Source organism: Streptomyces guryensis, assembly GCF_021261325.1.
Classification (GTDB): domain Bacteria; phylum Actinomycetota; class Actinomycetes; order Streptomycetales; family Streptomycetaceae; genus Streptomyces; species Streptomyces guryensis.
Genome location: NZ_JAJSBI010000001.1, coordinates 97500 through 119045, shown reverse-complemented (window position 1 = coordinate 119045; position 21546 = coordinate 97500). Strand labels below are relative to the sequence as shown.

Annotated in this window: 14 protein-coding genes and 1 pseudogene; 5 read left to right on the top strand and 10 right to left on the bottom strand. The window is 71.2% G+C overall.

Annotated elements, in window-relative coordinates; genetic code table 11:
* Window positions 1-50: 50 nt before the first annotated feature.
* The 3 genes from LJ657_RS00550 to LJ657_RS00540 form a co-directional block, all read right to left on the bottom strand.
* On the bottom strand, window positions 51-3794 hold the full coding sequence (locus tag LJ657_RS00550) for an ABC transporter ATP-binding protein (protein WP_232646085.1): 3744 nt from the start codon (window positions 3792-3794) through the stop codon (window positions 51-53).
* A 134-nt stretch (window positions 3795-3928) separates the two neighbouring features.
* The gene (locus tag LJ657_RS00545; RefSeq protein WP_232646084.1) at window positions 3929-4957 is read right to left on the bottom strand and encodes an esterase-like activity of phytase family protein; all 1029 of its coding nucleotides are present in this window, start codon (window positions 4955-4957) and stop codon (window positions 3929-3931) included.
* 48 nt (window positions 4958-5005) lie between these two features.
* The gene (locus LJ657_RS00540; protein WP_232646083.1) at window positions 5006-5866 is read right to left on the bottom strand and encodes a serine hydrolase; all 861 of its coding nucleotides are present in this window, start codon (window positions 5864-5866) and stop codon (window positions 5006-5008) included.
* Between the two features lie 156 nt (window positions 5867-6022).
* Between LJ657_RS00540 and LJ657_RS00535 the strand changes: the two genes are divergently transcribed.
* Together LJ657_RS00535 and LJ657_RS00530 are read left to right on the top strand one after the other, a co-directional pair.
* Complete coding sequence (locus LJ657_RS00535) at window positions 6023-8284, top strand: ArnT family glycosyltransferase (protein WP_232646082.1); 2262 nt, start codon at window positions 6023-6025, stop codon at window positions 8282-8284.
* A gap of 211 nt (window positions 8285-8495) precedes the next feature.
* A complete protein-coding gene (locus LJ657_RS00530; RefSeq protein WP_232646081.1) occupies window positions 8496-9299 on the top strand; it encodes an endonuclease I family protein in 804 nt (267 codons plus the stop codon).
* A 259-nt stretch (window positions 9300-9558) separates the two neighbouring features.
* Here the strand turns inward: LJ657_RS00530 and LJ657_RS00520 are convergent, their stop codons facing one another.
* The 4 genes and pseudogenes from LJ657_RS00520 to LJ657_RS00505 all read right to left on the bottom strand — a co-directional run.
* Window positions 9559-11181: an alpha/beta fold hydrolase gene (locus LJ657_RS00520; protein ID WP_232646080.1), complete on the bottom strand. Its 1623-nt coding sequence runs from the start codon at window positions 11179-11181 to the stop codon at window positions 9559-9561.
* A 63-nt stretch (window positions 11182-11244) separates the two neighbouring features.
* Window positions 11245-12930: a thiamine pyrophosphate-binding protein gene (locus LJ657_RS00515; protein ID WP_232646079.1), complete on the bottom strand. Its 1686-nt coding sequence runs from the start codon at window positions 12928-12930 to the stop codon at window positions 11245-11247.
* A complete protein-coding gene (gene speB, locus LJ657_RS00510; protein ID WP_232646078.1) occupies window positions 12927-13895 on the bottom strand; it encodes an agmatinase in 969 nt (322 codons plus the stop codon). Before speB ends, LJ657_RS00515 begins: the two co-directional genes overlap by 4 nt.
* 66 nt (window positions 13896-13961) lie before the next feature.
* Window positions 13962-14342: pseudogene (locus LJ657_RS00505) on the bottom strand (sodium:solute symporter); the annotation flags it as partial.
* Window positions 14343-14632: 290 nt separating this feature from the next.
* Here LJ657_RS00505 and LJ657_RS00500 point away from each other — a divergent pair.
* Both LJ657_RS00500 and LJ657_RS00495 read left to right on the top strand, forming a co-directional pair.
* Window positions 14633-16105, top strand: coding sequence for a PucR family transcriptional regulator (locus LJ657_RS00500; protein ID WP_232646077.1), 1473 nt, complete (start codon window positions 14633-14635; stop codon window positions 16103-16105).
* A gap of 122 nt (window positions 16106-16227) precedes the next feature.
* Window positions 16228-17019, top strand: a complete 792-nt coding sequence (locus LJ657_RS00495; RefSeq protein WP_232646076.1) for a phosphatase — start codon at window positions 16228-16230, stop codon at window positions 17017-17019.
* A gap of 37 nt (window positions 17020-17056) precedes the next feature.
* Here the strand turns inward: LJ657_RS00495 and tesB are convergent, their stop codons facing one another.
* From tesB to LJ657_RS00480, 3 genes are all read right to left on the bottom strand, one after another.
* Complete coding sequence (tesB, locus tag LJ657_RS00490; protein WP_232646075.1) at window positions 17057-17923, bottom strand: acyl-CoA thioesterase II; 867 nt, start codon at window positions 17921-17923, stop codon at window positions 17057-17059.
* Between the two features lie 46 nt (window positions 17924-17969).
* Complete coding sequence (locus LJ657_RS00485; protein ID WP_232646074.1) at window positions 17970-19127, bottom strand: acyl-CoA dehydrogenase family protein; 1158 nt, start codon at window positions 19125-19127, stop codon at window positions 17970-17972.
* Window positions 19128-19234: 107 nt separating this feature from the next.
* Window positions 19235-19831, bottom strand: coding sequence for an SACE_7040 family transcriptional regulator (locus LJ657_RS00480; RefSeq protein WP_232646073.1), 597 nt, complete (start codon window positions 19829-19831; stop codon window positions 19235-19237).
* Window positions 19832-19925: 94 nt separating this feature from the next.
* Here LJ657_RS00480 and LJ657_RS00475 point away from each other — a divergent pair, with 94 nt between their 5' ends.
* Window positions 19926-21542, top strand: coding sequence for a carboxyl transferase domain-containing protein (locus LJ657_RS00475; RefSeq protein ID WP_232646072.1), 1617 nt, complete (start codon window positions 19926-19928; stop codon window positions 21540-21542).
* Window positions 21543-21546: the final 4 nt, after the last annotated feature.

Below are 21546 nucleotides of genomic sequence, written 5' to 3'. Positions count from 1 at the left end.
AACGTACGGGTGTACGGACGCAGGACGTATGTCGGATGGTTGCACGGCCGTCAGTAAGCCGCGCCCACCGGCTCCTCGGGCTCGGCCTGCCCGATGAACGTCCGCCACAGCGCGGCGTACCGGCCGTCCAGCGCCAGCAGCTCCTCGTGTGTGCCGTCCTCGACGACCCGGCCGTGATCCATGACCACGACGCGGTCCGCGCGGGCCGCGGTGGTCAGGCGGTGGGCCACCACGAGCGTGGTGCGGCGGCCTGCGAGGCGGTCGGTGGCCTGGTTGACCTGGGCCTCGGTGGCCAGGTCGAGGGCGGCCGTCGCCTCGTCGAGGAGGAGGACGTCGGGGGCGACGAGTTCCGCGCGGGCCAGGGCGATCAGCTGGCGCTGGCCGGCCGAGAGGTTGCGGCCGCGTTCGGCGACCTCGTGGAGGTAGCCGCCGTCGAGCGTGGCGATCATCTCGTGCGCGCCGACCGCCCGGGCCGCCGCCTCGACCTCGGCGTCGGTGGCGTCCGGGCGGCCGTAGGCGATGGCGTCGCGGACGGTGCCCTGGAAGAGGTACGCCTCCTGGGGGACGACACCGAGCCGGTGCCGGTAGGAGGTGATGTCGAGGGTGCGCAGGTCCTGGCCGTCGACCGTGACCCGGCCGCCCGTGGGGTCGTAGAACCGCGCCACGAGCTTGACGAGGGTCGACTTGCCGGCGCCGGTCTCCCCGACGAACGCGACGGTCTGCCCGGCCGGGATCCTCAGGTCGATGCCGCCGAGGGCTTCTTCGTCCTCCCCGTACGCGAAGTGCACGTCCTCGAAGGCGACCTCGCCGCGCAGGGAGAGCACTTCGAGGGGTTCGTCGGCGGACTTGGTGGAGGTCGGCTCCTGGAGCAGTTCCTGGATGCGGCCGAGGGAGACGGTGGCCTGCTGGTAGCCGTCGAAGACCTGGGAGAGCTGCTGGACCGGGGCGAAGAACAGGTCGATGTAGAGCAGGTACGCCACCAGCGCGCCGGTCGTCAGCGTGGCGTCGTCGACCCGTCCCGCGCCCGCGATCAGTACGGAGGCGGCGGCGACGGACGACAGGAGCTGCACGAAGGGGAAGTAGATCGAGATCAGCCACTGTCCCCTGACACGGGCCTGGCGGTAGCTGTCGCTGCGCTCCGCGAAGCGCCGGCCGCCGTCGCCCTCGCGCCGGAAGGCCTGCACGATCCGCAGCCCCGACACCGACTCCTGCAGGTCCGCGTTGACCACCGAAACCCGCTCACGGGCCAGTTCGTACGCCTTCACGCTCGCCCGGCGGAAGAAGAACGTGGCGACGATCAGCGGCGGCAGGGTCGCGAAGACCACGAGCGCCAGCTGCACGTCGATGACCAGCAGGGCGACCATGATGCCGAAGAACGTGACGACCGAGACGAACGCGGTGACCAGACCGGTCTGCAGGAATGTCGAGAGCGCGTCGACGTCGGTTGTCATCCGCGTCATGATCCTGCCGGTCAACTCCCGCTCGTAGTAGTCGAGTCCGAGCCGCTGGAGCTGCGCGAAGATCTTCAGACGGAGCGAGTACAGAACCCTCTCCCCGGTGCGCCCTGTCATCCGGGTCTCACCGCGCTGCGCCGCCCACTGCACCACCACGGCGAGCAGCGCCAGCAGGGAGGCCGACCAGACCGCGCCGAGGGCCAGCTTGGTGACGCCCTGGTCGATGCCGTGCCGGATCATGATCGGCAGCAGCAGGCTCATGCCCGCGTCCACGGCGACGAGCGCCAGGCTGACCAGCAGCGGGAGCCCGAAGCCGCGCAGCAGCCGCTTCAGGCCGTACGACTCCTCCGGCCGCACCGCCCGCGCCTCGTCGATGTCCGGGGTGTCGGTCGCCGGGGGCAGCGCGTCGACCAGGGCGAGAAGTTCGGGCGTGGCCGGCGTCCCGGCCAGCGCGGTGTCCTTGGGTTCGCGGTCGCCGGTCCACAGGCGGGGCGTCAGGCCGCGCTGGGCGTCGAACTCGGCGTCCAGCTCGTCCCGTACCGAGTCCCGTACGGAGGTGTCCTCGGCCGGTGCGGAGGGCTGGGTGTGGCCGGGCGAGACACCGCCGAGCTCGTCGGGGTCGGTGAGCAGCCGGCGGTAGAGGGCGGACCGTTCCTGCAGTTCATCGTGGGTGCCGATGTCGGCGAGGCGGCCGGCGTCGAGGACGGCTATGCGGTCGGCGAGGTTGAGCGTGGAGCGGCGGTGGGCGATGAGCAGGGTGGTGCGGCCCTGCATGACCTGCTTCAGGGCCTCGTGGATCTCGTGCTCCACGCGGGCGTCCACGGCGGACGTCGCGTCGTCGAGGACGAGCAGGCGCGGGTCGGTGAGGATCGCGCGGGCGAGGGCGACGCGCTGGCGCTGACCGCCGGACAGGGTCAGGCCGTGCTCGCCGACCTTGGTGTCGTAGCCGTCCGGCAGTTCCGTGATGAAACGGTCCGCCTGGGCGGCACGCGCGGCGGCCTCGATCTGCTCGTCGGTGGCGTCCGGACGGCCGTAGGCGATGTTGCTCCGCACGGTGTCCGAGAAGAGGAAGGAGTCCTCGGGCACCAGCCCGATCGCGGCCCGCAGCGAGTCGAGGGTGAGCTCGCGGACGTCGTGGCCGCCGATGAGGACGGCGCCGTGGGTGACGTCGTAGAAGCGCGGGAGGAGGAGGGAGACCGTGGACTTGCCGGAGCCGGAGGAGCCGACGACCGCGAGGGTCTCGCCGGGGCGGATCTCGAAGCTCAGCCCGTCGAGGACGGGGCTGGTTTTGCCGGAGGCGCGGTCGTACCCGAAGGAGACGTCGTCGAACTCGACGGCGGCGGGCGCGTCGGCGGGGAGGGTCTTGGTGCCGCCGGTGAGGGACGGCTGGGTGTCGATCAGCTCCAGGACGCGCTCGGTGCCGGCCCGCGCCTGCTGTCCGACCGTGAGGACCATGGCGAGCATCCGGACCGGGCCGACCAGCTGAGCGAGGTAGGTGGAGAAGGCGACGAAGGTGCCGAGGGTGATGTGCCCGCGGACGGCCAGCCAGCCGCCCAGCGCCAGCATGGCGACCTGGCCGAGCGCGGGAACGGCCTGGAGGGCCGGGGTGTACTTGCTGTTCAGCCGGATGGTGCGCAGCCGCCCCGCGAACAACCGCCGCCCGACCTCCCTGAGCTTCCCGGTCTCCTGCTCCTCCTGCCCGAAGCCCTTCACCACGCGTACGCCGCTGACGGCGCCGTCGACCACACCCGCGACGGCGGCGGCCTGGGCCTGGGCGTACCAGGTGGCGGGGTGCAGCTTGGAGCGGCTGCGCTTGGCGATCCACCACAGGGCGGGGGCGACGGCGAGGGCGACCAGGGTCAGCGGCAGCGACAGCCAGGCCATGATCACGAGGGAGATCAGGAAGAGCAGGACGTTCCCGATGGTCATCGGGAGCATGAAGAGCAGGCTCTGGATCAGCTGGAGGTCGCTGGTGGCGCGGCCGACGACCTGGCCGGTGGACAGCTCGTCCTGGCGGCGCCCGTCGAGCCGGGTGATCGTCTCGAACATCTCGGTCCGCAGGTCGTGCTGGACGTCGAGGGCGAGGCGGCCGCCGTAGTAGCGGCGTATGTAGGTGGCGATGTACACGAGGACGGCGGCGCCGAGCAGGGCGCCGGCCCAGGGCGCCATACGCCGGCTGTGATCACCGATCACGTCGTCGATGATCACCTTGGTGACGAGCGGGACCAGCGCCATGACAGCCATGCCGGCGAGCGAGGAGCCGAGGGCGAGGAGCACGTCCTTGGGGTAGCGCCAGGCGTATGCCGCCAGTCGTCGTGCCCATCCCCGTTGCGGTTCCACGCGGGTGCCCTCCATCGCTCAGAAGTCCTGATCTACCGGAAGGCACCAACGCGTACGGGCCGCGATTTCATCCCGCTGCAACAAATCGTGGGACGAAGCGGGGGACAAAGCGGGGGAAAGAACGAAGGGGACGATCAGACCCGTACCCGCAAGTAGTAGAAGCGGGTCGTCTGCGCCGCGTTCTGGTTGTCGTCGCTGACCAGGAGGACCTTCAGACGGCCCCGGGCGTCGCGGCCCGTGATCGTCATGCCCTCGATGTTGTCGAGGAGGGGATTGGGCTGGGCCTGCTTGGCCGTCGCTCCCAGTGACGGGCAGGTCACCATGTCCGTGAGCAGCGTCTTCTTGATCATGCGCACGCCGGGCCGGCCCGTCAGGTTCTCGATACCGCTGGTGTCCGTCGCATGGCGCGGGTCGGCGAGGTAGAGGCGGACCGTGTTGCCGACACCGGAGGTGAAGCCGCGCTCCAGGACGAGCAGGCGGCCGTCGGGGGTGGCCTGGACCTCCGGGACGCCGAGACCGGAGTCGACCGGGTACGCGTACTGGGCGCCGAGCCGGAAGTGCCCGCCCTTCGTCCGCTGCCAGGTCTGGAAGCGGACGGTGTTCGTGGCGTCGCCCGAGATCGCGTTCTCCATGGACGCCAGCAGGGTGCGGCCGCCGGGGAGGAGGGTCAGGCCCTCGAAGGTCTGGTTGGACGTGGCCCGGCCCGCGGGGGCGACGAGGAGCGCGGACGGGACCGGGAGGCGGTCGAGGATCTTGCCGTCCACGCTGTAGCGGCGAATCGACGGCTCGGTCTCCGAGGTGATCAGCCGGGTGCCGTCCCGGTCGATGACCAGGCCCTCGCTGTCGAGCGCGGCGCCCTTCTCGTCGGCGAGCGGGACGACGGACTTCGGCGCGAGGGTCGCCGGGTCCAGGCCGAAGAGGGACGAGCGGTCCTCCAGCGCGGCGATCGAGCCGTCGCGGTCCACGGCGAGCGCGGAGAAGTTGCCGACGAAGGACCCCTGGTACGTCGTCTTGTCGAGCGCGTCGGAGAAGCGGTCGATGGAGACGGAGGGCGAACATGCCTTGCCGATACGGGAGTTGGCCGCGGCGGGCCCGGCGGCGGTCAGACAGGTGGCCGCCGCCAGGGCCGCGGTGACGGTCGCGAGTACGGTTCTCAGGCGCATGGGCGTCACGCTAGGACGGGTGAGTGACGGGCGGGAGACCGGCAGGGGTCAACTCGCGGCGAGATCCCTGTGAATCACCTTGGCGACGCCCTGGATGGTGTTGATGCCGTAGCTCATGGTGCTGTTGCCCCACGTCAGCACCGTGATCATGTAGTCGTGGCCGCCGCCGTTGAAGGTGCCGAGGCTGTGCACCCGCCAGCCGTGCGTGGAGCGCTGCAGCCAGCCGTTCTTGACGTGGACCGAAACCCCGGAGGGCGCTCCGTACGGCGTGCCCCAGCGCTGCGAGGAGATGACCTGGCTCATCAACTTCAGGATGTACGCACGGGAGTTGTCACTCAGGACCGTGTTCGGCGCGGTGACCAGCTTGAGCAGCTTCTGCTCGTCGGTGACGTTGATCTGGGTCAGGCCCCAGTATCCGTTCGCGCCGGGGACGGTCTTCGTCATGCCGGCGGCGCTCAGGAAGCCCTTGATCTTCGTCAGGCCCAGCTGCTTCCAGAGCTTGCTGGTCGCGGTGTTGTCCGACTTGGTGATCATGGCCTTGGCCAGCGAGGCCTCGGTGTCGGTCAGATACCGGTTGTGCTTCTTGGCGTCCCACAGCAGCGTGGCGAGGACGGTGACCTTCACGGCGCTCGCGGAGTCGTAGGAAGAGGTGGCCCGCAGCGAGCACGTCGTGTTGGTGGAACGGTCGTAGAGGCCGACGGAGACGGTGCCCGTGCGGCTCGCGAGGGCGGCGGTGATGTCCTTCTGGAGCTTGGTGGCCAGTCCGGCCTTGGAGGACGTACAGCTGACGGTCGGTGTGGTGGCGGCCGCGGCGGGCGCGGCGGCGGCCACCACGGGTATGAGGACGCCGAGGCCAACGGCCCCTGCGGCGAGCGCTCTTGCGCGTCTGGTGGAAGTCCGGTGAGTCATGCCTGTGTTGACGCACGGGTTCGACTGAATGGTTGTACGCATCACCGCACCCGTTGGGCAAAAGCAGTACGAGGCGTGACGCGGCCTTGGCCAATTCACAGCCAGGAGCCAGGTTCGCCACAGCGCGCACTCACTCCGCCTTTGCACGATGCGCTCGTGACATCTGCCACCGATCCACTCCCCCACACCACCGAGACCGTGTCCGCCGACTGGCCGCCGCCGGCCCCACCCGCGGTGCCCCCGGACAAGGCGCCCCGCTGGTCGCTGCCCGCGCTGGTCGCGATCCTGGTCCTGGCGACGGTGCTGTACGCCTGGAATCTCTCCGGCTCCAACATGAACACCTTCTACAGCGGTGCCGTCTGGGCGGGCACGCAAAGTTGGAAGGCCTGGTTCTTCGGGTCGCTGGACCCGGGCAACTTCCTGACCGTCGACAAACCGCCGTTCGCGCTCATGGTCATGGGCCTGTCGTGCCGCGTCTTCGGCTTCGGCACCTGGCAGATGATGGCGCCGATGATCGTGGTGGCCCTCGCCACGATCTGGATCCTGCACACCAGCGTGAAGCGGGTGTGGGGGCACGGCGCGGCAACCGTCGCCGCGCTGGTGCTGACGCTGACCCCGATCACCGTCGCCATCAACCGCGACAACAACCCCGACACCCTGCTCGTCTTCCTCATGGTGTCGGGCGCGGCGCTCGCGATGCGCGCCACCCGTGACGAGAAGCTGCTGCCGCTGCTCGGCTCGGCGGCATGCTTCGGCCTGGCCTTCAACACCAAGCTGCTGGCGGGCTACATCGCACTGCCGGCCGTCTTCGCGCTCTATCTCCACGCGTCGAAGGCCCCCTGGGTGAAGCGGATCGTCAACCTGCTGCTCGCCGCGGTCGTGCTGGCCGTCTCCAGCTTCTGGTGGGCCATCGCCGTCTCTCTGATCCCGGCCTCCGACCGCCCCTACATCGGCGGCTCCACGGACGGCTCCGCCTGGGACCTGATCATGGGCTACGACGGTCTCGGCCGCGTCCTCGGCGGCGAGGGCAACGGCGGAGGCGGTGGCGGAGGCGGAGGCGGCTTCTCCGGCTCCGCGGGCCTGGGCCGGATGTTCAACGACATCCTCGGCGGCCAGATCTCCTGGCTGCTGCCCTTCTCCGCGATCGCCCTGATCGGCGGGCTGGTGCTGTGCGGGCGCGCTCCGCGCACCGACCTCCGCCGGATGGCACTGGTCCTGTGGGGCGGTTGGACCCTGCTGCACTACGTGATCTTCGCGACCGCGCAGGGCACCATGCACCCGTACTACACGACCGCTCTGGCTCCGGGCATCGCGGCGCTGTGCGGCGGCGGTGGCGCGATGCTGCTGCGGGCGTTCCGGAACGACAAGCGGTGGGCGTGGGTCCTTCCCCTCGCCTTCGGCGTCACCGGCATCTGGGCGATCACCCTGCTCCGTCGTGCCTCCGGCTGGAACACCTGGCTGTGGCCCACGATCGGCGTCCTGACCGTGGCCGGCGTGGTCGGCATGCTGCTCTTCGGCTCCCGCGCCCGGCTGCTGACCGCGTCCCTGGCGGCGGCGGTGATCGCCGCGCTCGCGGGCCCGACGGCCTACGCGGCCTCACCGGCCTTCGGCTCCTCCGGCGGCATGATGGGCGGCACCAACCCGACGGCGGGTCCCTCCACGGGAGGCGGCTTCGGCGGCGGACCCGGCCGCACCCGCGGCGGCTTCCCGGGCGGGGGCGAGATGCCGGGCGGCACCCGGCAGGGCGGTGGCAGCGACCAGGCCGGTGGCCAGGCCGAGGGCACGGGCGGCTTCCCCGGCGGCGGTCAGCAGGGTCAGAACGGCGAACTGCCGGGCGGGGGGAACGGCGAGCTGCCGGGCGGCGCCCAGCAGGGCAGCGGCCAAGTTCCCGGCGGCAACGGCGAGTTGGGTGGTATGGCACCCGGTGGCACCGGTGGGAGCGGTGGTACGTCCGGACAGCGCGGCTTCGGCGGCGGCCCCGGCGGTGGCATGGGCGGCGCGGACAGTGAGCTCATCGCGTACCTGAAGAAACACCAGGACGGCGCCAAGTGGCTGCTCGCGGTGTCCAACTCGCAGAGCGCCGCCCAGATCGAGCTCAGCGCCAGGGAACCGGTCATCTCCATGTGGGGCTTCACCGGCTCCGACAACGCGATGACTGTGGCCAGGCTCAAGGAGCTCGTGAAGAAGGGCGAGCTGCACTACATCCAGATCGGCAGCGGCGGCATGGGCGGCGGCCCTGGCGGCGGCAACACCCTCAGCACCGCGGTGTCGAACTGGGTGAAGCAGCACGGTACGGCGGTGAAGGAGAGCTCGTACAGCAAGAGTTCCACGTCGAACTCGAACTCGAAGTCCTCATCCTCCTCTTCCCGGTCGAGCTCGTCGTCGCTCTACCGGCTTGACCCGTCGGACGTCGGCTGACCGGCACCGGCACCGGCACCGGCACCGGCACACGGAAACGGCCCCCGAGCACCGCTCGGGGGCCGTTCCACTGCGTCAACTCGCGTGGAGACAGCACGATTTGCCGGTCCAGGTAACCCGATGGACACCTTTACTCTCTTTACCTGACTGCGTGTCCATGACACGCTCCCGTCTGCCGCCTCCATTCAACCCGCGTAGATGGGACCCCCACATGCTGGCGACACGCACCCGCCGCTGGAAGTCCGTGGCCTGGGCCACCGCAGCCGTCCTGGTCGGCCTCACCGCCCCGGCCCTGACCGCGACTCCGGCCGGCGCCACGACCACCGACTACGACTCGACGTACTACAAGAACGCGATCGGCAAGACGGGCGCGAGCCTGAAGTCCTCCCTGCACACGATCATCAGCAGCCAGACGAAGATCTCGTACTCCGCGGTCTGGGACGCGCTGAAGGTCACCGACCAGGACCCGAACAACAGCAACGACGTGATCCTGCTGTACAGCGGTGTCTCCCGTGCCAAGTCCCTCAACGGCGGCGACACGGGCGACTGGAACCGCGAGCACGTGTGGGCCAAGTCCCACGGCGACTTCGGCACCGCGACCGGCCCCGGCACGGACCTCCACCACCTGCGCCCGGCGGACGTGACGGTCAACAGCATCCGCGGCAACCTGGACTTCGACAACGGCGGCAGCACGGTCACGGGCGGCGGCGGCAGCAAGGTCGACTCCGACTCCTTCGAGCCGCGCGACGCCGACAAGGGCGACGTCGCCCGCATGATCCTCTACATGGCGGTCCGCTACGACGGCGGCGACGGCTTCCCCGACCTGGAGCCCGACGAGAAGGTCGACAACGGCACCAACCCCTACATCGGCAAGCTCTCGGTCCTCAAGCAGTGGAACGACGAGGACCCGCCGAGCGCCTTCGAGGAGAAGCGCAACCAGGTCATCTACGACACCTACCAGCACAACCGCAACCCGTTCATCGACCACCCGGAGTGGGTGGACGCGATCTGGTAGGCCGGTCACCCCAGGCGGGGCCGGTGAAATTCCGTGGTCCGACACGGCCGGCTCCGCCTGGGTTCGGCAGCGGCGTGAACGGGTGCGCTGGATCCGCGGTGATGTGACGGCGGTCCCGCCGCTGCGGGCCGACCTGGCGACCATGACGGTGAACCTCGCCCAGGCCATCGTCGATACGCAGGAGCGGGAAGACACTCCGGGGATTTCGCCTTCGTCGCACGGTGTCCGCGGACCGGCCGGATGTGAGATCCACGGCCGGTCAGCCGTACCGCTGCAGCAGTCCGTCCACGTACGCCTCCAGCCGTTCTCCCAGCACCCCGGACGTCAGATCGTCACGCCCCAGGTCACGCCACGGTCCGGCCAGCTTCGCCGCGTCGGGGCAGTAGTGCAGGGCGTCGAGCAGCCGCCAGTACAGGTGGTCGCGGTCGTCGGCGAGTTCGTGCCCGCCGTGTGCCTCGTACCGTTCGCGGAACTCCAGCCCGTGCGCCGGCCCGTGCAGCAGCGCGAGCGCGGTCGAGCAGTGCGCCACGTCCAGGTCGGCGGGCCCCCACGAGGTCTCGACCCAGTCCACGACACCGGTGATCCGCAGCCCCGGCCCGGCTCCCGTGAAGAGCACGTTCCCGGGGTGGAAGTCGCGGTGCAGGAAGCAGCCTTCGTACGACGGTGGGTCGCGGCGGAGCACGTCCACGGCCCGCTCCCACAGAGGGCCGGCCGGGGTGCGGACACGCTCCGGGGACGTCCACGCCTGGTACGTGCGCGGTCTTTCGTCCGGTGCGACACGGTGGACGCGGACGAGCTGGGCCGCGAGGAGGTCCAGGCGCCGGTCGAGGTCGTCCTCGTCCACGCGGACGCGGCCGGGCAGCGCGGACATCAACAGGGTCGGGTGGTCGCAGTGTTCGGCCGTGGCGTCCACCGCGACGAATCCGGGCGCCGGGATGCCCTCCTGCCCGGCGAGCAGCGCCAGTACGGACGTCTCTCGGGCCAGCAGCCCAGGCGCCGCGTGGCGGAAGAACGGCTTCACGAAGGTCCGTTGCACCAGCGCCGTGCCGTCGTAGAGCGTGAGTCGGCGCATCTGGGAGCTCCAACCGCCGTACAGGAGGCGGGAGTCGGCGACCGAGCGGCCGTGGCCGAGTTGCTTGGTCACCCACGCACGCGTGGCCGACCAGCCCCGGTCGTCGAGGCCGGTCAGCACCGCCGCCACGAACTCCCGCCGGTCGTCGTCGTGATCACGGAACCACAGTCCCAGCTGGTGCTGCGCGTCCGGAAGGTCGAACCGTGTGTACTGGGCGCGCGCGGCCAGTGCGTCCTGCACGGCCTCGGTCACCGCGGGCGGGATCACCGTGTCCGTGCCCGGCACCGCGAGCACCGCCCGGCCCTCGTAGGCCCGCAGCGTCTGAAGCGCGGGCGCCGCCCGCCAGCTGTCGGGCCGCCGGATGATCCCGCTGAACCGGCCGTCCCCTTGCCCGAAGGGCACGTCCCACGCCTCGTCGGCATACACGGCGGGCGCACACAGCCCCAGCGCCGCCACCCGATCCCCGTAGTGCCGGACGAGATCCGCCACCGTCTGCCCGCTCATGCTGAATCCCACCAGGACGAGCGGCCCGTCCGCCCCCGCGTACGCGTCGATCACCGCGACGGCCTGCTCGAACCGTCGGCTCAGACTCAACTCCCCCAGTTTTCCCGTGCTTTCGCCGTGCCCGGAGAAGTCGAAGGCGACCCCGCGACAGCCGTGCGCCACGAACTCCCGCACCAGCGGACGCAGTCGCTCCATGCTGCCGGTGCCCGCGCCGTGCAGCACCACGGCGGTGCCCCTGGAGGGATCACCGCCGTACACACCCCTGAGCCGTTCACCGTCGTGGCCGTGCGTGAAGTCGAAGAGCATGCCCCTATTCACTCACGCCATGGGTCCCTCTTTCCGGTCATCCGGTACGCCGGGAAGCGGCACTCACCGCAGGTGGGTCGGCGCGAACATCCGCAGTACGGCGGGAAGTACGACCACCGACGGACCCGGTTGCGCCAGCGCCTTCGCCAGGTCCGCCTCCAGGGTCTCCGGGGCCGTACGAACCCCCGGCACCCCGAAGGACTCGGCGAGGGCCACATAGTCCGGCCGGGACAGCTCCGTCGCCGTCGCCTCGCCGAAGGCGTCCGTCATGTACTCGCGGAGGATGCCGTAGCCGCCGTCGTCGACGATCAGCCAGGTGACGTTCAGGTCGTACTGGCGGGCCGTCGCCAGCTCCGCGATCGAGTACAGCGCACCGCCGTCCCCCGACACCGCCAGCACCGGGCGGGTCGGGTCCGCCGTCGCTGCTCCCAGGGCCGCGGGGAAGCCGTAGCCGAGGCCGCCGGCGCCCTGGGCGGAGTGCAGGAGGTTGGGGCCCTTGGCGTCGAAGGCCGACCAGGCCCAGTAGGCGAGGATGGTCATGTCCCAGAAGGACGGGGAGTCGGCGGGAAGGGCCCGGCGGACCGAGGCCAGCACGTCCTGTTCCAGGGTGAGTTCCTGGGACGCGATACGTTCGGCGACCTTCGCCAGGACCTCGCGCACGCGCTCGGCGGCGGAGGGGTCCTCCCGTTCCGCCACCGTCTCCAGCAGCGCCTGCAGCGCCGGTCGGGCATCCGCGTGGATCCCCAGCGCCGGGTGGTTCGACTCCAGTTTTCCGAGGTCCGCCTCGATCTGGACGACCCGGCCGCGGGGCCTGAACGTGTGGTAGTTCGAGGAGAGTTCACCCAGACCCGAGCCGACCACCAACAGGACGTCCGCGTCCTCCAGGAAGTCCGTCGTGTGCCGGTCCTCGATCCAGGACTGGAGGGAGAGGGGGTGCTTCCAGGGGAACGCTCCCTTGCCACCCGGCGTCGTCACCACCGGCGCCTGCAACGCTTCCGCCAGCTGCCGCAGTTTGCCCGAGGCGTCCGCCCGTACCACTCCCCCGCCCGCGATGATCGCCGGGCGCTCGGCGCGCGACAGCAGGTCGGCGGCCACGGCCGTCAGTTCGGGCCGGGGCACCACGTCCTCCGGCGTCGCGTCCACTCCCGTCACCACCGGCAGCGAAGTCCGGGCCAGCAGTACGTCCTGCGGAATCTCGACCCACACCGGGCCGTGCGGGGCGGTCAGGGCCGACCTCCAGGCGGCCGCCACCGCGGACGGGATCTGGGACTGGGTGCGGACCGTGTGGACCGACTTGACCACCCCCCGGAACGAGGCCGCCTGGTCCGGGAGTTCATGCAGATAGCCGTGCCTGCCGCCGCCCAGCCCCGCCGTCGGGATCTGGCTGCTGATCGCCAGCACGGGGGCCGAGGCCGCGGCCGCCTCCTGGAGCGCGGCCAGGGACGTCAGCGCACCCGGGCCGGTCGACAGCAGCAGCGGCGCCGCCTCGCCCGTGACCCGGCCGTACGCGTCCGCCGCGAACCCCGCGTTGTTCTCGACCCGCAGGCCCACATACCGCAGTGACGACCGGCGCAGCGCGTCGAACATGCCCAGCGCGTGCTGGCCGGGCAGGCCGAAGACCGTCGTCGCGCCGAGTCCGGCGAGCGTCTCCACGACCAGGTCTCCGCCGTTGCGGCCGGGAGGAGGGTTCAGAGCGGCGGAGATCTGCGCCTCGGTCGGGCGGAGTTCCAGGTCGTGGTCGTGGGTCACTTCGCGCGGGCCTCGGCAATCTGGCGGGACATGATCGTGGTCAGTTCGTACGCCGTGTGGGACGCGGCCACCGACGTGATCTCCGCGTGATCGTACGCGGGCGCCACCTCGACGACGTCCGCCGAGACCAGGTTGCAGGAGGCCAGGCCGCGCAGGATCTCCAGCAGCTCCCGCGAGGTCATGCCGCCCGCCTCAGGGGTCCCCGTGCCGGGCGCGTGCGCCGGGTCCAGGCAGTCGATGTCGATCGAGATGTACAGCGGGCGGTCGCCGATGCGCTGCCGCAGCTGGTCGGCCACCTCGTCCACACCGCGTCGCATCACGTCCGCCGACGTCACGATGCCGAAGCCCATCTTCTCGTCGTCGGCCAGGTCCTGCTTGCCGTACAACGGCCCCCGGATGCCCACGTGCGACAGCGCCGAGGTGTCGAGGACGCCCTCCTCCACGGCCCGCCTAAACGGCGTCCCGTGCGTGTACTCGGCACCGAAGTACGTGTCCCAGGTGTCGAGGTGGGCGTCGAAGTGGAGCAGGGCGACCGGGCCGTGCTTCTTCGCCACCGAGCGCAGGAGCGGGAGGGCGATCGTGTGGTCGCCGCCGAGGGTCATGAGACGCGCGCCGGAGCCCAGCAGTTCGTCCGCCGCCGCCTCGACCGTCTCCACGGCCTCGTTGATGTTGAACGGGTTCACCGCGATGTCGCCACCGTCCGCCACCTGCGCCAGTGCGAACGGCGCCGCGTCCTGCGCCGGGTTGTAGGGCCGCAGCAGCCGGGACGCCTCGCGGATCGCGTTGCCGCCGAAGCGGGCGCCCGGCCGGTAGGAGACGCCCGAGTCGAAGGGCACGCCCACGACCGCGACGTCCGCGCGCCCGACCTCGTCGAGGCGGGGCAGCCGGGCGAAGGTCGCGGGTCCGGCGTACCGCGGGATGCGGGAGGAGTCGACGGGGCCGCGGGGCGTCTCGTTGCTGCTCATGGGCCTATGCCTTCTTTCCTACGCTTCATCGCGTATGGAGTGATAAATACCGATTCTCGTACGACTCTACTGGGGGGCCAGGACCGGTTCGGACGCGCTTTCGGAGGACCGTCCCGCCAGGCGCTCGCGCCAGCTGGCGAGGACAACCTCGTCCGTGGGCTTCGTCCCCAGGGAGACCGCCACATATGCGACGAGGAACGACGGAAGACCGTAGTGGACGGGCTCGTCGGCGAGGATGCCGTAGCCCGCCATCAGGCCGATGACCGCGAGGCCGCCGACGATCACCGAGGCGAGGGCGCCCTGCGCGGTGCCGCGCTTCCACAGCAGCCCGCCGAGGATGGGGACGAGGAGCCCGCCGACCAGCAGGTCGTACGCCATCGTCAGCGCCTCGACGACATTGTTGAGCGCGATCGCCGTGCCGATCACCACGAGACCCATGACCAGAACGGCGCCGCCGAGGACGATCGCGGCCATGGTGCCGGAGTACATCGCGGGCCCGAGGCGGCGCCCCGCGACCAGGAACTCGCGCTTGGACCGGGCGCGGCGCATGCCCCACCAGCCCACGGCCGGCATTCCGGCCGGACAGACGACGATCACTGTGCAGTCGATGGCCACGGGGCCCTCCTTCGCTCGGTCTCGCCGGCGGGTGATGAGCACTGACACTAGGTGGCTGAAAAGCGACTGCGAAGTGTACGTTTCATCCATTCGAGCCGTACAAGGTGGAGGAAGCGCACACCATGCCGGACCCCGCGGTTCCCGCCACACCACCCACGCCACCCGTGCCCCTGACGGCGCTCCTGGCCCGCGAGGACCTGGCCCTGCGGCAGATCGCCGGGCCGGCCGATCCCGGCATCGTCATCCACTGGGCGCACACCTCGGAGATGGCCGACCCGTATCCGTATCTGCTGGGCGGGGAGCTGCTGCTGACGGCGGGGGTCCATGTCCCGGAGGCCGCCGGTTCCGGTACGTACTTCGACGACTACGTGTCGCGGATCGTGGCGGCGGGCGGGGCAGCCCTCGGCTTCGGTCTGGCTCCGGTGCACGACGCGGTGCCGCGCGCGCTGGTGGCGGCGTGCGACGCGCACGGGCTGCCGCTGGTCGAGGTCCCTCCGCAGACCACGTTCTCGGGTGTGGCCCGCGCGGTCTGGCAGCTGATGGCCCGGGCCCGCCTCGCCGAACTGCGCCGCGTGACGGAGGCCCAGCAGAGCCTCGCGGCGGCGGCCTCCCGCCCGGACCCGGTACCGGCGGTGCTGCGGCAGCTGGCCCGGCGGGTGGGCGGACGGGCGGTGCTGTACGGGCCGGAGGGGGCGGAGATCGCCGCCGCGGGGCGCCCGGTGGAGACCGCCGTCCGGGAGGCGCTGGCCGGGCTCGCGGAGGTCGTACGCCCCTCTGGCCCGGGGACACCCGCCTCCGCCACCGAGACCACCGCGGGCACCCACCTCGCCGCCTACGCCCTCGGTGCCGGGCGGGGCTTCGTGCTCGGGGTCGCCGCGCCGCAGCGGGACCCCGGCGACCACACCATCGCCTCCGTCGCCGCCGTCCTGCTCTCGCTGCTGACCGGCGAGCAGCAGAGCGGCACCGGGGCGGCACGGTCGTCCGCGCTGGTACGGCTGCTGCTGGGGGCGCCACGCGCCGACGTGGCCGCCCTCCTCGGACCCGGCCCGTGGCTCGTGGTGCACGCCCGGCCGGATGCGCAGGCGCCGGACCCGGTGGCCGCCTCGGCGCTGGGCGCGGCCCTCGGGTCGCCGCTGGTCGACCTGGCGGACGACGTCGTACGGGTCCTGGTCGCCGCCGACCGCGAACCTGCCGCACAGCCGGGCTGGACGCTGGGCGTCAGCGCCGCCTCGGCCCCGTCCGGGTGGCCGTCCGCCGACATCCAGGCCGCCCGCGCGCTGGCCCGCGCCCGCGCCACCCGCACGGCCCTGGTCCGGCACGGCGACCGCGCCGGACTGGCCGACCTGGTGCCGTCGGACGAGGCGGCCGCCCACGCCCGTACGCTCCTCGCCCCGATCGCGGGCACCCCCGCGCTGACCGAGACCCTGCGCACCTGGCTGTCCCTGCACGGCAGTTGGGACCGTACGGCCGTCGCCCTGTCCGTCCACCGCAACACGGTCCGCCAGCGCGTCGCCCGCTGCGCCGCGCTCCTCGACACGGACCTGGACGACCCGGACGTACGCATGGAGTTGTGGTTCGCGCTGCGGCAGCAGTAGACACGGCGGCACCGGGCACGTCGGCAATAGGTACGGGAGCCCATGTCACTGAGTAGGTGACTCACGTCCCAGCGCGCCGGACGCCAGGGAATCGCACAGTCGTCTGCCTCACAATGGGTTTCATGCCGATACCCGGGACACCCAGCCGCGCCGAGCTAGTCGAACACCTCGTGCAGACCCGCATCGCGGGCGACGTCGCCACCCCGCGCGAGAACAACCTCTCCCACTACCGCCAGCTCGCGAACGGCGTCCGCAACTACTGGCTCGGCCTGGAACTCGGCGACCGGTGGACCGACGAGCAGGACGTGCTCGCGGTGATGGCGGAGCGGGTGGGTGTGAACGACGATCCCGAGTACCGGTACGGCCAGGACACCATCGACCCCGAGCTGACGGTGGGCGGTCTGGAGCGGATGGCGGCCCGCCTGCGCAAGGCGGCCGAAGGGCAGCAGCGGGTGCTGTTCGCGACCGGCCACCCGGGCGGCCTGCTCGACGTGCACCGCGCCACGGCCGCCGCGCTGCGCGCCGCCGGCTGCGAGATCGTGGTGATCCCGGAGGGTCTGCAGACCGACGAGGGGTATGTCTGGCAGCTCGCGGACGTGGCGGTCCTGGAGCACGGCGCCACTCTGTGGCACACGCACTCCGGCGAGCCGATGAAGGCCATCCTCACGGCACTTGAGAGCGAGGGCCGCCCGCTGCCCGACCTGGTCGTCGCCGACCACGGCTGGGCGGGCTACGCCGGCCAGCACGGCGTCGACTCCGTCGGCTACGCCGACTGCAACGACCCGGCGCTCTTCCTCGCCGAGGCCGAGGGCACCGTACAGGTGACGGTCCCGCTCGACGACCATGTGCCGAGCCCGCGCCACTACGACCCGATGACGGCTTATCTGCTGGCGGAGGCGGGCCTGTCGGCGTGACCGCCGGGGGCGCCACCGAGATCCTCCGACGGTGGCGTCACCGAGGAACCCGGACCAGCCCTTCCTGGATCACCGAGATGGCCAGCTGCCCGTCCTGCGTGTAGATCCGGGCCTGGCCGAGCCCGCGGCCGCCGTGGGCGGTCGGCGACTCCTGGTCGTAGAGCAGCCATTCGTCGGCCCGGAAGGGCCGGTGGAACCACATGGCGTGGTCGAGCGAGGCGCCGACCACGTCGCCGACGGCCCAGCCGCCCCGGCCGTGCGCGAGGAGCACCGAGTCCAGGAGCGTCATGTCGGAGACGTAGGTGGCGAGGACGACGTGCAGCAGGGGGTCGTCGTCGAGCTTTCCGTTGGTGCGGAACCACACCTGGGAGTGCGGCTCGCGCGGCTCGCCGAACTTCCCGTACGGCGGCTCCTCGGCGTACCGCAGGTCGACGGCCTCGCGGGCCTCCAGGAACTTCTCCACCACCGCGGGGTCGAGGTGGTCGTAGCCGCGCAGCCGCTCGTGGGAGGTGGGCAGCGTGGCCGGGTCGGGCGCCGCGGGCATCGGCGTCTGGTGGTCGAGGCCGTCCTCGTCCGTCTGGAAGGAGGCCGACAGGTGGAAGATCGGCTTGCCGTGCTGGACGGCGACCACCCGGCGGGTGGTGAAGGAGCGGCCGTCACGGATGCGGTCGACCTGGTAGACGATCGGCGCGCCCGGGTCCCCCGGACGCAGGAAGTACGCGTGCAGGGAGTGGGCGTGCCGGTCCGCCGGGACCGTACGGCCGGCGGCGACCAGCGCCTGGGCCGCGACCTGCCCGCCGAAGACGCGGGGGACGACGGCGGACCGGGACTGGCCGCGGAAGATGTCCTCCTCGATCTGCTCCAGGTCGAGCAGATCGAGGAGACCCTGTAGTGCCTGGCTCATGGCAGACAGTTGTACCCGCCAGTGATTTCTTGGGGTTTCCCGGGCCTTACAGGCCCATGTCCTTGGCGATGATCGTCTTCATGATCTCGCTGGTGCCGCCGTAGATGCGGTTGACGCGGTTGTCCGCGTACAGGCGGGCGATCGGGTACTCGTTCATGAAGCCGTAGCCGCCGTGCAGCTGGAGGCAGCGGTCGATCACGCGGTGCGCGACCTCGGTGCAGAACAGCTTGGCGGAGGCGGCCTCGGCGGGCGTCAGCTCACCGGCGTCGAGGGCTTCGAGCGCACGGTCGGCCACGGCCTCGGCGGCGTCCACCTCGGCCTGGCAGGCGGCCAGCTCGAACTTGGTGTTCTGGAAGGACGCGACGGGCTTGCCGAAGACGGTGCGCTCCTGGACGTACTCCTTGGCGAACCGCACGGCGGCCTTGGCCTGCGCGTAGGCGCCGAAGGCGATGCCCCAGCGCTCGGACGCCAGGTTGTGGCCCAGGTAGTAGAAGCCCTTGTTCTCCTCGCCGAGCAGGTCCTCGACGGGCACCTTCACGTCGACGAACGCCAGCTCGGCGGTGTCGGAGGTCTTCAGGCCGAGCTTGTCGAGCTTGCGGCCGATGGAGTAGCCCTCGGACTTGGTGTCCACGGCGAAGAGGGAGATGCCGTGGCGGCGGTCCTCGGCGGTGGGCGCGGCGGTGCGCGCGCAGACGATCACACGGTCGGCGTGGACGCCACCGGTGATGAAGGTCTTGGAGCCGTTGAGGACGTAGTGCGTGCCGTCCTCGCTGAGCTTGGCGGTGGTCTTCATGCCCGCGAGGTCGGAGCCGGTGCCCGGCTCGGTCATCGCGAGGGCCCACATCTCCTCGGCGGAGACGAACTTCGGCAGGAAGCGCTTCTTCTGCTCGTCGGTGGCGAGCATCTTGATGTACGGCAGGCCGAGCAGCACGTGCACACCGGAGCCGCCGAACTGCACGCCCGCGCGCGCGGTCTCCTCGTACATCACGGCCTCGAACTTGTACGAGTCGATGCCGGCGCCGCCGAACTCCTCGTCCACGCGGATGCCGAAGACGCCGAGCTCGGCGAGCTTGTAGTAGAAGTCGCGCGGCGCCTGGCCCGCGGCGAACCACTCGTCGTAGACGGGGACGACCTCGGCCTCGATGAAGGCCCGGAGGGTCTCCCGGAACGCCTCGTGGTCCTCGTTGAACACCGTACGGCGCACTCCCGCCACCTCCACCTGGTCCTTGAGTCCGTGTCTAAGCGCTTGCTCAGAACACCAAGGTACCGGCGGGTAAGGAGAGGCGTCCAGAGGTGATCCCGTAACGCTCGTCACTCCGCCCCGGCCGCCGCGAAGGCACCCCGCGCCATCCGGTGCAGCAGCTCCGCCGTCGCCCCGCGGCCCGGGAGGGAACCCGGGCGGCCCAGGTGCGGGGTCGAGTTCAGGAGGCCGAAGACCGAGTGGACGGCCGAGCGGGCGGCGGGTTCCGCCAGGCCGGGGTAGACCTCGCGCAGGATCTCCACCCACAGCTCGACGTACTGCCGCTGCAGCTGCCGCACGAGCTTGCGGTCGCTGTCCCGGAGGCGGTCCAGCTCGCGGTCGTGCAGGGTGATCAGGGGGCGGTCGTCGAGCGCGAAGTCGATGTGCCCTTCGATGAGCGAGTCGAGGACCGCGTCCGCCGAGCCCCCGTCCGCCTCCGCCAGACGCCGCTTGGCGCCGGTCAGCAGCTGGCCGCTGATCCCCACCAGCAGCTCGGCGAGCATCGCGTCCTTGCCCGCGAAGTGACGGTAGAGACCGGGGCCGCTGATGCCGACTGCGGCACCTATCTCGTCGACTCCGACCCCGTGGAACCCGCGCTCGGCGAAGAGCCGCGCGGCCTCCTTGAGGATCTGCTCGCGGCGGGTGGGGGCGTCGGTTCTGGTGGCCATGAAGGTAATTCTAGACAGGGAGGTTAGCGGTCGTTAACCTGAAGGAAATGGTTAACGCTCATTAACAGTCGATCACTGGGTGAGGGGCCGCAGGATGCACGAGGCACCGGAGCTGACGAGCGCGGCAGACCCCGCGTCGGAGGCCTGGCGGGCCAACGAGGCGGCGCACCGCGCGCTCGTCGAGGAGCTGCGCGGCAAGCTGGCCGCGGCCCGGCTCGGCGGCGGCGAGAAGGCGCGGGCCAGGCACACCGCGCGCGGGAAGCTGCTGCCGAGGGACCGGGTGGACACGCTGCTCGACCCGGGCTCGCCGTTCCTGGAGCTGGCGCCGCTTGCCGCCGACGGGATGTACGACGGCGCCGCCCCGGCCGCCGGGGTCATCGCGGGCATCGGGCGGGTCAGTGGCCGCGAGTGCGTGGTCGTCGCCAACGACGCCACCGTCAAGGGCGGCACGTACTACCCGATGACGGTGAAGAAGCATCTGCGCGCCCAGGAGGTGGCCCTGGAGAACCACCTGCCGTGCATCTACCTGGTCGACTCCGGGGGCGCCTTCCTGCCCATGCAGGACGAGGTCTTCCCGGACCGGGAGCACTTCGGGCGGATCTTCTACAACCAGGCGCGGATGTCCGGGGCCGGGATCCCGCAGATCGCCGCGGTCCTCGGGTCCTGCACGGCGGGCGGGGCGTACGTCCCGGCGATGAGCGACGAGGCGGTCATCGTCCGCAACCAGGGGACCATCTTCCTGGGCGGACCTCCCCTGGTGAAGGCGGCGACCGGTGAAGTGGTGACCGCCGAGGAGCTCGGCGGCGGCGAGGTCCACTCCAGGGTCTCCGGCGTGACGGACCACCTCGCGGAGGACGACGCGCACGCGCTCAGGATCGTGCGGAACATCGCCGCCACCCTCCCCGCGCGCGGGCCGCTGCCCTGGGAGGTCATGACGGCCGCGGAGCCCAAGGTGGATCCCTACGGCCTGTACGGCGCGGTGCCGGTCGACCCCCGCACCCCGTACGACGTCCGCGAGATCATCGCGCGCGTGGTCGACGGCTCCCGTTTCGCCGAGTTCAAGGCCGAGTTCGGGCAGACCCTGGTGACCGGCTTCGCCCGGATCCACGGTCACCCGGTCGGGATCGTCGCCAACAACGGCATCCTGTTCTCCGAGTCCGCCCAGAAGGGCGCCCACTTCATCGAGCTGTGCGACCAGCGCGGGATCCCGCTGGTGTTCCTGCAGAACATCTCGGGCTTCATGGTCGGCCGGGACTACGAGGCGGGCGGCATCGCCAAGCACGGCGCGAAGATGGTGACGGCCGTGGCCTGCACGCGCGTGCCGAAGCTGACCGTCGTGGTCGGCGGGTCGTACGGCGCGGGCAACTACTCGATGTGCGGCCGGGCCTACTCCCCCCGCTTCATGTGGATGTGGCCCGGCGCCAAGATCTCCGTCATGGGCGGCGAGCAGGCCGCCTCGGTCCTCGCGACCGTCAAGCGGGATCAGCTGGAGGCCCGGGGCGAGGAGTGGCCGGCCGAGGACGAGGAGTCCTTCAAGGCGCCGATCCGGCAGCAGTACGAGCACCAGGGCAACGCCTACTACGCCACGGCCCGCCTCTGGGACGACGGCGTGATCGACCCGCTGGAGACCCGCCAGGTACTGGGTCTCGCGCTGACCGCCTGTGCCAACGCGCCGCTGGGTGAGCCCCAGTTCGGCGTCTTCCGGATGTGAGGAG

What these genes read in the sequence shown, in the direction of transcription:
- LJ657_RS00545 (WP_232646084.1), bottom strand. Translation starts at nt 4,957, where the DNA reads ATGCGCCTGAGAACCGTACTCGCGACCGTCACCGCGGCCCTGGCGGCG.
- LJ657_RS00540 (WP_232646083.1), bottom strand. Translation starts at nt 5,866, where the DNA reads ATGACTCACCGGACTTCCACCAGACGCGCAAGAGCGCTCGCCGCAGGG.
- LJ657_RS00530 (WP_232646081.1), top strand. Translation starts at nt 8,496, where the DNA reads ATGCTGGCGACACGCACCCGCCGCTGGAAGTCCGTGGCCTGGGCCACC.
- LJ657_RS00520 (WP_232646080.1), bottom strand. Translation starts at nt 11,181, where the DNA reads ATGCTCTTCGACTTCACGCACGGCCACGACGGTGAACGGCTCAGGGGT.
- speB (WP_232646078.1), bottom strand. Translation starts at nt 13,895, where the DNA reads ATGAGCAGCAACGAGACGCCCCGCGGCCCCGTCGACTCCTCCCGCATC.
- LJ657_RS00500 (WP_232646077.1), top strand. Translation starts at nt 14,633, where the DNA reads ATGCCGGACCCCGCGGTTCCCGCCACACCACCCACGCCACCCGTGCCC.
- LJ657_RS00495 (WP_232646076.1), top strand. Translation starts at nt 16,228, where the DNA reads ATGCCGATACCCGGGACACCCAGCCGCGCCGAGCTAGTCGAACACCTC.
- tesB (WP_232646075.1), bottom strand. Translation starts at nt 17,923, where the DNA reads ATGAGCCAGGCACTACAGGGTCTCCTCGATCTGCTCGACCTGGAGCAG.
- LJ657_RS00480 (WP_232646073.1), bottom strand. Translation starts at nt 19,831, where the DNA reads ATGGCCACCAGAACCGACGCCCCCACCCGCCGCGAGCAGATCCTCAAG.
- LJ657_RS00475 (WP_232646072.1), top strand. Translation starts at nt 19,926, where the DNA reads ATGCACGAGGCACCGGAGCTGACGAGCGCGGCAGACCCCGCGTCGGAG.